The sequence below is a fragment of the Aeromonas popoffii genome (assembly GCF_037818705.1).
In the GTDB taxonomy this organism is placed as follows: Bacteria; Pseudomonadota; Gammaproteobacteria; order Enterobacterales; family Aeromonadaceae; genus Aeromonas; species Aeromonas popoffii.
The window spans coordinates 2,395,307-2,407,309 of the sequence record NZ_CP149129.1; the positions used below are offsets into that span (position 1 = coordinate 2,395,307).

Here is a 12,003-nt window from a genome sequence, read left to right on the forward strand (position 1 = left end):
TTCATATCAAGACGGTGATCAACCCGTAATGTTGCAGCGCTTGAGGTTCCAGATCCGATCCACGTAGTCCTGGATGGAACGATCCGAGTTGAACTTGCCCATGGTGGCCGAGTTGATGATGGCCTTCTTCGCCCACAGTGCAGGATCCCGATACCAGGTATCGATGAGCTTGTGAGCTTCGGAGTAGGAGGCAAAATCGGCCAGGGTCAGGTAAGGATCGCCCCCTTCCAGCAAGGAGCGCTTGATGGAGGAGAGTTCACCCGGCCGACCCGGCGTGAAGTAGTCGGTATCGAACCAGTCCAGCACAGCCTTGAGCTCGGAGTTGGCATAGTAGAAGTCATACGGGTTGTAACCGCGTCCCTTCAATGCCTTCACCTCGTCCACATTCAGACCGAAGATGGCGCAGTTTTCGGCACCCGCCTCTTCCGCGATCTCGATGTTGGCCCCATCCAGCGTCCCTATGGTGATGGCGCCGTTCAATGCCATCTTCATGTTGCCGGTACCGGAGGCCTCGTAACCGGCGGTGGAGATCTGCTCGGAGACATCGGCAGCCGGGATCAGCTTCTCGGCCAGGCTGACGCGGTAATTCGGCATGAACACCACCTTCAGCTTGCCCTGAATGCGAGCATCGTTATTGACCCGCTCAGCCAGCTTGTTGATGGCATAGATGATGTCTTTGGCCAGCTTGTAACCGGGCGCCGCCTTGGAGCCGAAGATGAACACACGCGGGTGCATGTCATAGTCCGGGTTGGCCAGCAGACGACGGTAGAGTGCCATGATGTGGATAAGGTTAAGCTGTTGGCGCTTGTACTCGTGCAGACGCTTGATCTGGACGTCAAAGATCGCCTCAGCGCTCACATCAATGCCGGTTTCGTCCTTGATGACCTTGACCAGCTTCTCCTTGTTATGACGCTTGATGGTCATGAATTGCTGCTGGAACGCCTTATCGTCGGCAAATTTCACTACGCCACGCAGTTTGTCCAGTTGCAGCGGCCACTCCTTGCCCACCACTTCGTTGTAGAGGCCAGCCAGTTCCGGGTTGCACGCCAGCAGCCAACGACGCGGGGTCACACCATTGGTAACGTTGCACAGCTTCTCTGGCCACAGCTCGGCATACTCAGGGAAGAGATCCTCTTTCACCAGCTTGGAGTGGATCTCGGCCACGCCGTTCACCTTGGAGGAGCCGATCACCCCCAGGTTGCCCATGCGCACCTTGCGCACATCTCCCTCTTCGATGATGGAGAGCTTGGCCTTGATGGCATCGTTGCCCGGCCACTTGGGCTCGACCAGCTCGCTCAGGAAGCGGGCATTGATCTCGTAAATCACTTCCAGATGACGAGGCAGTACTTTCTCGAACAGACTGACCGACCACTTCTCCAGCGCTTCCGGCAGCAGGGTGTGGTTGGTGTAGGAGAAGACCTGATAGCAGATGGCCCAGGCAGCATCCCAGTTCAGATCTTCCTCATCCACCAGCACCCGCATCAGCTCGGGGATGGCCACGGTCGGGTGGGTATCGTTGAGCTGAATGGCGATCTGAGCGGCAAAGTTGCTGAAATCCGAGCCATGCACCCGCTTGTAGCGGCGCATGATGTCCTTGATGGAACAGGCACAGAAGAAATACTGCTGGATCAGGCGCAGCTCCTTACCCGCGTCTGTCTCATCGTTCGGATAGAGTACCTTGGAGATGGTTTCAGCCTGGGCTTTCTCGGCCTGGGAGTCGATGTAACCACCGGCGTTGAACACGTCCCAGTCAAAAAACTCGGAGGCGCGGGATTCCCACAAACGCAGTATGTTGACGGTATGTCCACCAAAGCCCACCACAGGGATATCCCAAGGCACCCCTTTGATCTTGCGACCAGCGTGCCACACCTTCTTCAGACCACCGTTGTCACCAAACACGGTCTCGACATAACCGTAGAGTGGCACGTCTTGCACGGACTCGGGACGGCAGATCTCCCAGGGGTTGCCATATTCACGCCAGGAGTCCGGACGCTCTATCTGACGACCATCCTGGATCTCCTGACGGAACAGGCCGTGCTCATAATGGATGCCGTAACCGACAGCCGGGTAATTCAGGGTCGCCAGCGAATCGATGAAGCAGGCGGCCAGGCGGCCAAGGCCACCGTTGCCGAGCGCCATGTCCGGCTCTTGTTCACACAGGTCGGTCAGTTCCAGACCGAGTTCACCCAACGCCTCTTCACACACTTTGTACAGGGAGAGGTTGTGCAGGTTGTTGGAGGTCAAACGCCCCATCAGGAATTCAGCAGAGAGATAGTGAATGGCACGAGTATCTTTCTTGAAGTGAGTCTGCTGAGTGCGGGTCAGGCGCTCGTACACCTGTTCGTTGACGGCGGCTGCGGTCGCTTTCCACCACGCTTCTGGCGAGGCTTTCTGTTCGCTTGTACCCAAGGTAGAACGCAGGTGACGCACGATACTCGCCTTGAGCTGATCTTTATCCAGTTGGAGATCCTGGTCTGTCTTCTTCTTGGTAGCCATAAACCATTTCCTTCGTTACAGAATAATAAAATTGTTATCCCATTAGGGACCGGTGCTGTTGTTCTCTCAGAATATGTTCCGGCGTGGGCATACTAGCTAAAGCTGATGGTTGAAAAGTTAACGCAAGTCACACTTTAACGCATAAAAATGACAGTTCAAGCTTGAAAACCCTTTCCTGAAACTGATTAACTACGGCCACTCATTTCATTTAAAATCAGTAACTTAATAAATAAATGAAAATATAAACCCGTGAATAGGTTTTCAATCATTGCCAAGTACTGAAAATCCATGAAAATAACTGAAAATACAGTGCGCATTGAAATCGTTTTCAATGCGCACTGTTCATAGGACCAGACTGACGACAATCTATGATGGCGATCTCCCCCCTTTAACCATGTGCCTTGAACTGATTGCTCATGGGGTCGTAGTGATAGCCTATCTGCAATAAACGGGTCGCGAGCTGATCCTCCGTCATGTCGTAATAGGCCAATAACTCCTCCAGACCATCGCACTCCAGCCGCAGCTTCTCATTGATGATCCCGAGCAGAATATTGGCATCTATTCGTTGCAAGGTGCTAACGTCCATCCTCATCTCTCCTCTTCACAAAGTGACTGTATAACCATGGGCGCCGGCTCCCACTTTGTCCATAGCCTAAAAAACACCCACATTCAGCGAAAAATAAATATCTTTTAAAATCAATTGCATGAATATAATTCCTGCCAGCTTGATCACATTATTGACCATAAATGGCTTGTCACTGGTGTGAGTTGCAACTACTGTATGCACATACAGCATGGTTATTCATACAGGAAAAGCATATGAGCCAGCCCATGAGTCATCCCCTTTTTGCCGCCTCTGTCAGCATGAGCAATCCTTGGCCCACTCGGCATCAAGGCAAGATCGAAGATGAACCTCTCACGGCATCTGCCAGCCAGGAACCGCCGCTGCTCGATGAGCTGGTGAGACTGAGCCACGGCGACACGGGCTGGATCCTGCTCATTGCGCCGCCGGGTCTGCCGGTAGCCAAACAGCTGCAGGCACAGGGGATCAATCCTGATCGCGTGCTGGTGGTACACAGCCCCAAGATCAAAAACTGGCAACGCATGCTGGAGCAGAGTCTGGGTAATGGCCACTGCGCGGCCGTCCTGACCTGGCTGCCTGAGCAGGTCTCGCTGGATCGCGCCAAGCTAAGCAAGCTGGGACAACGCTTCGGGGTGCTGACTCGCTTCTTCGAACCGGCAAGGACCGCCCTCCCCGTTCACAACGGCGCACTGGCCTATGGCGGACAGGATGTCTATCTCAACCATTGATACCGGGCCGATCGAGCGAAAGGATAAAACCGTGCAAAGGCAGAGTGGGATGAACAGTCGTAGGCACAGACGAGGTCATCAACAAAGATTACAGGGGGGCAAAATACCCCAGTGAGCAACGTTCAAGCAGGACGACCCCGCCCATGAGCAGGTCGCCAATCTGGCCTGCCACGCATAGAAAAAGGCGCCCCTGGGGTCTAATGCAAGTCAGTTAAGAGAGTGTGAGTCTCAGCCCGCGAGGGATAAGGGCCAAAGAGTGAGGGAGGCATCATGCCTCCCTCTTTTTATTGGATGCCAGTCAGGGCAAAGGTGTCAGCCAGATTGACGTGTTAACCCTGGCACAGCTCCTGTTATTCAACATTTCGAATACTCAGTCACAAAAATGCTTAACTGACTGGCATCAGACCCTGGGGTCACTTTTTTACGCAGTGCCTATTGTTGAATAGGACCTGCGAGTTGGCGACTCAGGAGAGCTTGGTATCGAGCTCGGCAATCTTGGCTGACCAGTAGGCCGGGCCTGTTTCATGTATGTTGTTGCCCCGAGAGTCTACCGCCACTGTTACCGGCATGTCTTCCACCTCGAATTCATAGATGGCTTCCATCCCCAGGTCGGCAAAGGCCACCACACGCGCCTTCTTGATCGCCTTGGCCACCAGATAGGCGGCGCCACCGACGGCCATCAGATAAACGGCCTGGTGCTGCTTGATGCTCTCGACCGTCTTGGGGCCACGCTCGGATTTGCCGATCATGCCGATGAGGCCGGTTTCACCCAGCATCATGTCGGTGAACTTGTCCATCCGGGTGGAGGTGGTGGGACCCGCGGGGCCAACCACTTCGTCACGTACTGCATCGACCGGGCCGACGTAATAGATGAAACGGTTGGTAAAATCGACCCCTTCCGGCAGACCTTCTCCCTTCTTGAGCATGTCGGCGATGCGCTTGTGGGCGGCATCACGACCGGTGAGGATCTTGCCAGAAAGCAGCACGGTATCACCGCTCTTCCAGCTGGCAAGCTCCGCCTTGGTGATGCCGTCGACGTTGACGCGACGCACGTTGCCACCCGCTTCACGGGTGATTTCCGGCCAGTCGCTCAGTTTCGGCGGGGTCAGTTCGGCGGGGCCTGAACCATCCAGTTCGAAGTGAACGTGACGGGTGGCGGCGCAGTTGGGGATCATCACTACCGGCTTGGAGGCCGCGTGAGTCGGGGCGCTCTTGACCTTCACGTCCAGCACTGTGGTGAGGCCGCCCAGACCCTGGGCGCCAATCCCCAGCTTGTTGACCTTGTCGTAGAGCTCTACCCGCAGCTGCTCTTCGGTGGTCTCGGGACCACGGGCGATCAGCTCCTGAATGTCGATGTGCTCCATCAGGGCCTCTTTGGCCAGTACCGCGGCTTTTTCGGCGGTACCGCCGATACCGATGCCCAGCATGCCGGGCGGACACCAGCCGGCGCCCATGGTCGGCACGGTTTTCAGCACCCACTCAACCACATCATCAGAGGGGTTGAGCATCACCATCTTGGATTTATTCTCGGAGCCGCCACCTTTGGCCGCGATGCTCACTTCCACCTTGTTGCCGGGGATCATATCGATATGCACGACAGCAGGGGCGTTATCCTTGGTGTTCTTGCGGCTGCCGGCCGGATCGGCCAGTACCGAGGCGCGCAGCGGGTTGTCAGGATTGGTGTAAGCGCGGCGGGTGCCCTCGTCCACCATCTCCTGCACTGTCATGTCGCTGTCCCACTGGACTTGCATGCCGATCTTGACGAAACAGGTGACAATGCCGGTGTCCTGGCAGAGCGGACGATGCCCTTCGGCGGACATGCGGGAGTTGATCAGGATCTGGGCCAGGGCATCCTTGGCGGCCGGGTTGATCTCGCGGTCATAGGCAGCCTTGGCAGCATGGACGAAATCGAGGGGGTGATAGTAGGAGATGTACTGCAGGGCGTCGGCGACGGAATCGATAAAATCCTGTTTTTTAATGATGCTCATATCATCCTCACTGGTCCTTGTCTTCACCATGACGGCAGAGCAAGGGCTTCCATATAAGCCGTGCTTCGGTGTGGTGGTGCCAGGCGAGGTGCCTGCCGATCCGAGAGACAACGGCGTGTTTTTTCTAAAAATTCCGGCGCCTATGATACGCTTGCCCCCCCGTACCGGCTAGGGAGCAGGGTGCAAACTGTTGCCTGTGTAACAAAAAATGAAACCAACTCTTCATATCCACCATTTTGATCACCAGACGGCGCTGCATGCGCTGTTTACTCGTCTGCATCATCAGCCCTGGGCCATGTTGCTGGAGTCGGCCGGCCCTCAAGGGGCGGACAACCGTTTTGACATCATCACAGCCGACCCGCTGGCGACCCTGCAGACCGAGGGGCCCTTGACCTGGATAGCCCAGGGTGAACAGCGCCGGTCGTTTGATGCCGATCCCCTGACCCTGCTGGCACAACGGCAGCGCGAACTGCTGGGTGAAATGGCGCCACACAGCGACACGCTGCCTTTTATTGGCGGCGCCCTCGGGCTGTTTGGCTATGATCTGGGCCGCCGCTTCGAACGGCTGCCGGTGCAGGCGGAACAGGATCTGTCTGTGCCAGACATGGCGGTGGGCATTTACGACTGGGCGCTGCTGCGAGATGTGGCGAGCGGCGCCTGGCAGCTGGTGCACTGGGGTGACAAGGCCGGCCTCAATCGCCGGCTGCAGTGGCTGGCCGCGCAGTACGAGATACCAACACCGCCATTTGCCCTGCAGGGGGAGTGGCGCAGCAACATGAGCCGCGCCGAATATGGCGAGAAATTTGCGCGGGTACAGGCTTACCTGAGTGCCGGGGACTGTTACCAGATCAACCTGACCCAGCGCTTCAGCGCCGCCTATCGCGGTGATGAATGGCAAGCTTATCAGGCGTTGTCACGCGCCAACCGGGCCCCCTTCTCGGCCTTTATCCGACTGCCCCAGAGCGCCATCCTGAGCCTCTCCCCCGAGCGGTTCCTGCTGCTCGATGATCGCCATATCGAAACCAAGCCCATCAAGGGCACTCGCCCACGGCTTGCCGATCCACGGCAAGATCAGGCCAGCGCCCTCGAACTGGCTGGCGCCGACAAGGACAGATCGGAAAATCTGATGATAGTGGACCTGCTGCGCAACGATATCGGCAGGGTGAGCCGCCCCGGCTCAGTCCACGTGCCGAGCCTGTTCGCGGTGGAATCATTCCCGGCGGTGCATCATCTGGTCTCCACCATCCACGGTGAGCTGGACAGCTGCTGGCAGGCGGTGGATCTGCTGCGTGCCTGCTTCCCGGGCGGTTCCATCACGGGTGCCCCCAAGATCAGGGCGATGGAGATCATAGAGGAGCTGGAGCCCCAACGACGCAACGCCTACTGCGGCAGCATCGGCTACCTGAGTCAGCATGGCCGGATGGATACCAGCATCTGCATCCGCACCCTGATAGCGGCAGATGGTCAGCTGCACTGCTGGGCCGGTGGCGGCGTGATCGCCGACTCCGAGGTAGACAGCGAGTATCAGGAGACCTATGACAAGGTGGCTCGCATACTACCGCTGCTGAATGCGCTGCGCTAAGCACCTGACGCATGGACAGAAAGGGCGCCACGCGAGAGACTCAAGGACAGAACCAGGCAAAGAGTTGAGAGACATAGCCGAGATGGACCGCACCGAACTGTTGACCCGCTTCTTGCTGCAATGCCCCGCCCCGGCCCATCGGCTGACGGAGGCAGGGCTCAAGCCCGCCGCCGTCTTGCTGCCGCTGGTAGCCCGGGCCGACGGCCTGCAGCTACTGCTGACCCGTCGCAGCCCGTACCTGCGCCATCATGCGGGGCAAATCAGTTTCCCCGGTGGCAGGCAGGATCCCGACGACCGGGATCTGATCCACACGGCATTGCGGGAAACCCAGGAAGAGCTCGGCATCGCGCCCGCCCAGATCGAGATCATCGGCACCCTCAGCTCCCTCAATACTGTCTCCCAATACGAGGTGCTGCCGGTGCTGGGACTGGTTGCAGCCGATTATCAGCTCACCTTGAGCCAGGATGAAGTCGAGCACGCATTTGAAGTGCCGCTGACCCATCTGCTGGATCGGCGTCACCATATCGCCCTCACCATCCCAAGAGGTGGCAAGCAGCACACCATCTACTGGATCCCCTGGCAGCAGCACTTTATCTGGGGGGCCACCGCCAGCATGATTAACCAACTTGCCCAACACCTTGCGAGATAACAATTTACTTACATTTGACCGAGCGAGATTTAATCATTAACACTAAAATAACGTGCCAATTGATAAACAAAAATTGAACTTTTCTTGTTTTGATCACATTTCCATAAGAAAGTGCGGTTTTCTGTGCCGTAAAGATGAATTTGATCAACATTTTTGATTAAAAAAATCGTATCCTTGCGCCGACTTAATAAGAACCACACATTCGGGGTGAGATAGATGTCAAACACAGTCAATGGCACGCAGGAAGTTGCGTCGTCAACAGAGCAAGGGACCCGCTCTACTCAAGCTACTCGTTGGGAAAAACGCGACTCTACCTGGGTCATCAGCCTGTTTGGCACCGCCGTTGGCGCCGGGATCCTGTTCCTGCCGATCAACGCCGGTATGGGTGGCTTCTGGCCACTGGTAGTGATGGCGCTGCTGGTTGGCCCAATGACCTACCTGGCTCACCGTGGTCTGGCTCGCTTCGTCCTCTCCTCCAAAAAGCCCAATGCCGATATCACTGAAGTGGTAGAAGAGCATTTCGGCGTCGGTGCAGGCAAGTTGATCACCCTGCTCTACTTCTTCGCCATCTACCCCATAGTGCTGATCTACGGCGTGGGTATCACCAACACTGTCGAGAGCTTCATGGTCAACCAGCTGCAGATGGTGGCACCACCACGTTGGCTGCTCTCCATCGTGCTGATCATGGGCATGATGTCGGTAATGCTGGCCGGCGAGAAGCTGATGCTGAAAGTGACCGAGGTCCTGGTCTACCCGCTTATCGTCATTCTGGCCGGTATCTCTTTGTACCTCATTCCTGACTGGACCGGCGCTGCGCTGGAGCAAGTGCCCTCTGCCAAGGATTTCGCCACTACCCTGTGGCTGACCATCCCGGTACTGGTCTTCTCCTTCAACCACAGCCCGGCTATTTCCAGCTTTGCAGTGGCCCAGCGCCGCGACTACGGTGACCAGGCGGTCCAGAAATCTGATGCCATCCTCAAGCGCACCGCTGGCGTACTGCTCTGCTTCGTGATGTTCTTCGTTTTCTCCTGCGTCATGAGCCTGACACCGGCTCAGCTGGCTGAAGCCAAGTCCCAGAATATCGCCGTGCTCTCCTATCTGGCCAACCAGCATGCCAGCCCCCTCATCTCCTACTTCGGTCCGCTGGTTGCCTTCGTGGCCATCGTCTCCTCCTTCTTCGGTCACTATCTGGGTGCCCGAGAAGGTCTGAAAGGGATGATCGTGCAGAACATGCGCAAGTCAGGCAAAGAGCCAAATGCCAAGAAAGTCGAGATGTTCATCATCGCCTTCTTCATCCTGACCCTGTGGGGCACTGCGGTGGCCAACCCATCCATCCTCGGTATGATTGAATCTCTGGGCGGCCCCATCATCGCCACCATCCTCTTCATCATGCCGATGTACGCCATCAAGCGCGTGCCCGCCATGGCGAAATATCAGGGCCATATCAGCAACGTATTTGTCGCTGTAATGGGGATGATCGCTATATCCGCCATTCTGTTCCAGCTGGTTGGTTAATCCCCCCACCTGCCTCTGATAGCAAAAAGCCAGCCGAACATTCGGCTGGCTTTTTTATTGCGCTTGTCCCGCCCTGAATATGCTTAACGCCTCATCACGCAGTTACTGCGGTGACGTAAAAGCCCAACTCACACAACGACCAGGGGCACAGCCCTTATCCGGCAACAGCATCATGATGTTGTCAGCGACCCGCGGCGCACCTCAGCCAACAAAAATGCCAGTCGGGTGAGCGACTGGCCTCTCTTGAAAAACACCGACTCTCTCTTGCTGACTAGAGTGGCTGTGCTTCCAAAACGAACGGCGTGATGCCGGTGATCTCAGGGATGCCGAGTAGCAGGGTGTCTTTCTGACCATGGCTACCGGGCTTCATGGTCAGATATACGGTGACACTGGCGTCGCGATTGGCAAATTCGCGCATCTTTTTCTCCCACATCCCCTCATATATTTTTCCATCCTTGATATCAGCAGACCCTGTTAGGGTATTGAAGCTGCACGACCGGTTACTCCAACCACTCAATGTCAGCTTGTTCAGACCTTGAGTGTTGGCCTCTGTCTCACCGCTGACAGAACACCCCTCTTTAAACAAGATGGTCGGCTTGATCCCCGAACCCTTGTTGCTGCGCTCGGTTTTAACATCCTGAAACAGCGCACTCTCCCCAAGGTTGTACCAGGAGTCTGCGTTGATCGCTGCTGTTGCCATCGGTTGCAATGCAATCTGACCGCCCCAATTCTGAATAGTGAGCGCTGAATCGATGTTGGCTTTGACGGATCGATAATCCAGAACCCTGAGTGACTGGCTGCTTCCCGCTGCACCTGACACTTTTCTTGTGAGCACCTCCCCCAATCAATCTCGGCGAGTGGATGTAAAAAACCCCTCGAAAAGAGGGGCTGAATCAAACACTTAATCTATCGGATCACGCCTCGCCGCTGGGCAGTGCTGCGGGTTCCAGCAGCGATTCATCCTCGGCCATACAGGCAGCAGCGGTGAACAACACGTCGGTGGAGCTGTTAAGCGCTGTCTCGGCAGAATCCTGCAGCACGCCGATGATAAAGCCCACGGCCACTACCTGCATGGCGATGTCGTTGCCGATGCCAAACAGGCTGCACGCCAGCGGGATCAGCAGCAGTGAGCCACCGGCCACGCCGGAGGCGCCGCAGGCACTGACCGTCGCGACCACGGAGAGCAGCACGGCAGTGGCCAGATCCACTTCCATGCCTAAGGTGTGTACCGCCGCCATGGAGAGCACGGTAATGGTGATAGCGGCACCAGCCATGTTGATGGTGGCGCCCAGCGGGATAGAGACCGCGTAGGTATCTTCCGGCAGGCGCAGTTTTGCACACAGCGCCATGTTGACCGGGATATTTGCGGCAGAGCTGCGGGTGAAGAAGGCGGTCATGCCACTCTCTTTAAGGCAGGTCAGCACCAGCGGATAGGGGTTACGCTTGATCTTCCAGAACACGATCAGCGGGTTGACCACGAAAGCGATAAACAGCATGCAGCCAATCAGTACCATCAGCAGTTGGGCATAACCAAACAGCGCATCAAAGCCGGTTTCGGCCAGGGTCGAGGCAACCAGACCCAGAATACCCAGCGGCGCACAGCGGATCACCGCTTTCACTATGGTGGAGACACCCTGGGAAAGATCGGTGATCAACGCCTTGGTGCTCTCGTTGGCATGGCGCATCGCAATGCCCAGGCCGATGGCCCACGCCAGGATCCCGATATAGTTAGCATCCATCAGCGCCTTGACCGGGTTGGTCACCACATTGAACAGCAGCGTCTGCAACACCTCTGTGATGCCACCCGGCGGGGTGATCTCGGCAGTATTGGCCACCAGATGCAGGTTGGTGGGGAACAGGAAGCTGGCGATCACCGCCACCATGGCGGCAGCAAAGGTGCCAAACAGGTAGAGTGCGAGCAGCGGGCGAATGCGGGTCTTCTGACCTTGCTTGTGACCGATGATCGCTGCCATTACCAATACAAAGACCAGCAGTGGAGCAACCGCCTTCAACGCGCCAACAAACAGGCTGCCAAGCAGACCCGCTGCCTTGGCCCATTCCGGCATGAACATGGCAAGGAGGATACCGAGTACCAGACCGACCAGGATCTGGCTAACCAGACTGGTGCTGTTGACCAGTCGCATGAGGGGGGGGTGTTGTGTCATCAAATAGTCCCTGAGCACCGAAGTGCGTGAATCATTAGTCCTGTTGGCAATCGCTACGCCAGGCGACACCCATGTCACAGGCTGGCGTCATCTGCCCCGGCAAACCTTCTATTGAGCCTGTCCGGAAACACACGGGATTGCGGACAAGGAATATCCCATCTGCAATCGCTTTTTTCCACATAATCACTGAAAAATATCCGGTCAACCTCACAAAAAACCGACAACAATACGACAACACAATATCAACAGCACCCAATTGGGTGCCGTTTTCCCCTGGTTAGCCGTCCAGATACTCCC

General features: G+C 56.5%; 9 protein-coding genes. 4 read left to right on the forward strand and 5 right to left on the reverse strand.

All coding sequences use genetic code 11. The features are described 5' to 3' along the window. Positions 1-18 precede the first annotated feature (18 nt). Both WJM78_RS10980 and WJM78_RS10985 read right to left on the reverse strand, forming a co-directional pair. Positions 19-2,496 carry a glycogen/starch/alpha-glucan phosphorylase gene (locus WJM78_RS10980; RefSeq protein WP_339015671.1) on the reverse strand — a complete coding sequence of 826 codons (2,478 nt, stop codon included), beginning with the start codon at positions 2,494-2,496 and terminating at the stop codon, positions 19-21. A gap of 388 nt (positions 2,497-2,884) precedes the next feature. Continuing rightward, positions 2,885-3,082, reverse strand: a complete 198-nt coding sequence (locus WJM78_RS10985; RefSeq protein ID WP_042034869.1) for a DUF4250 domain-containing protein — start codon at positions 3,080-3,082, stop codon at positions 2,885-2,887. Positions 3,083-3,315: 233 nt separating this feature from the next. On the opposite strand from WJM78_RS10985, the gene WJM78_RS10990 reads away from it, so the two are divergent. After that, positions 3,316-3,807 (forward strand): cell division inhibitor SulA, encoded by a 492-nt coding sequence (locus tag WJM78_RS10990; RefSeq protein WP_212514914.1) that lies wholly within the window; start codon positions 3,316-3,318, stop codon positions 3,805-3,807. Positions 3,808-4,271: 464 nt separating this feature from the next. Here the strand turns inward: WJM78_RS10990 and WJM78_RS10995 are convergent, their stop codons facing one another. Next, complete coding sequence (locus WJM78_RS10995; RefSeq protein WP_042034872.1) at positions 4,272-5,795, reverse strand: fumarate hydratase; 1,524 nt, start codon at positions 5,793-5,795, stop codon at positions 4,272-4,274. Positions 5,796-6,090: 295 nt separating this feature from the next. Here WJM78_RS10995 and pabB point away from each other — a divergent pair, with 295 nt between their 5' ends. The 3 genes from pabB (at position 6,091) to WJM78_RS11010 (ending at position 9,541) form a co-directional block, all read left to right on the forward strand. Continuing rightward, positions 6,091-7,377 carry an aminodeoxychorismate synthase component I gene (gene pabB / locus WJM78_RS11000; protein ID WP_339015842.1) on the forward strand — a complete coding sequence of 429 codons (1,287 nt, stop codon included), beginning with the start codon at positions 6,091-6,093 and terminating at the stop codon, positions 7,375-7,377. An 82-nt stretch (positions 7,378-7,459) separates the two neighbouring features. Next, the gene (locus WJM78_RS11005; RefSeq protein WP_108537642.1) at positions 7,460-8,026 is read left to right on the forward strand and encodes a CoA pyrophosphatase; all 567 of its coding nucleotides are present in this window, start codon (positions 7,460-7,462) and stop codon (positions 8,024-8,026) included. Positions 8,027-8,242: 216 nt separating this feature from the next. Further along, a complete protein-coding gene (locus WJM78_RS11010) occupies positions 8,243-9,541 on the forward strand; it encodes a serine/threonine transporter (protein WP_339015674.1) in 1,299 nt (432 codons plus the stop codon). A gap of 271 nt (positions 9,542-9,812) precedes the next feature. On the opposite strand, the gene WJM78_RS11015 is transcribed toward WJM78_RS11010, so the two are convergent. Continuing rightward, a complete protein-coding gene (locus WJM78_RS11015; RefSeq protein ID WP_339015676.1) occupies positions 9,813-10,361 on the reverse strand; it encodes a hypothetical protein in 549 nt (182 codons plus the stop codon). 94 nt (positions 10,362-10,455) lie between these two features. Then, entirely contained in the window at positions 10,456-11,706 is a 1,251-nt protein-coding gene (gene sstT / locus WJM78_RS11020) for a serine/threonine transporter SstT (protein WP_108537643.1), read from the reverse strand. Between the last annotated feature and the right edge of the window lie 297 nt (positions 11,707-12,003).

Excerpts from the sequence above, each read along its gene's own strand:
- WJM78_RS10980 (WP_339015671.1), bottom strand. The coding sequence starts at position 2,496 with ATGGCTACCAAGAAGAAGACAGACCAGGATCTCCAACTGGATAAAGAT.
- WJM78_RS10985 (WP_042034869.1), bottom strand. The coding sequence starts at position 3,082 with ATGGACGTTAGCACCTTGCAACGAATAGATGCCAATATTCTGCTCGGG.
- WJM78_RS10990 (WP_212514914.1), top strand. The coding sequence starts at position 3,316 with ATGAGCCAGCCCATGAGTCATCCCCTTTTTGCCGCCTCTGTCAGCATG.
- WJM78_RS10995 (WP_042034872.1), bottom strand. The coding sequence starts at position 5,795 with ATGAGCATCATTAAAAAACAGGATTTTATCGATTCCGTCGCCGACGCC.
- pabB (WP_339015842.1), top strand. The coding sequence starts at position 6,091 with ATGTTGCTGGAGTCGGCCGGCCCTCAAGGGGCGGACAACCGTTTTGAC.
- WJM78_RS11005 (WP_108537642.1), top strand. The coding sequence starts at position 7,460 with ATGGACCGCACCGAACTGTTGACCCGCTTCTTGCTGCAATGCCCCGCC.
- WJM78_RS11010 (WP_339015674.1), top strand. The coding sequence starts at position 8,243 with ATGTCAAACACAGTCAATGGCACGCAGGAAGTTGCGTCGTCAACAGAG.
- sstT (WP_108537643.1), bottom strand. The coding sequence starts at position 11,706 with ATGACACAACACCCCCCCCTCATGCGACTGGTCAACAGCACCAGTCTG.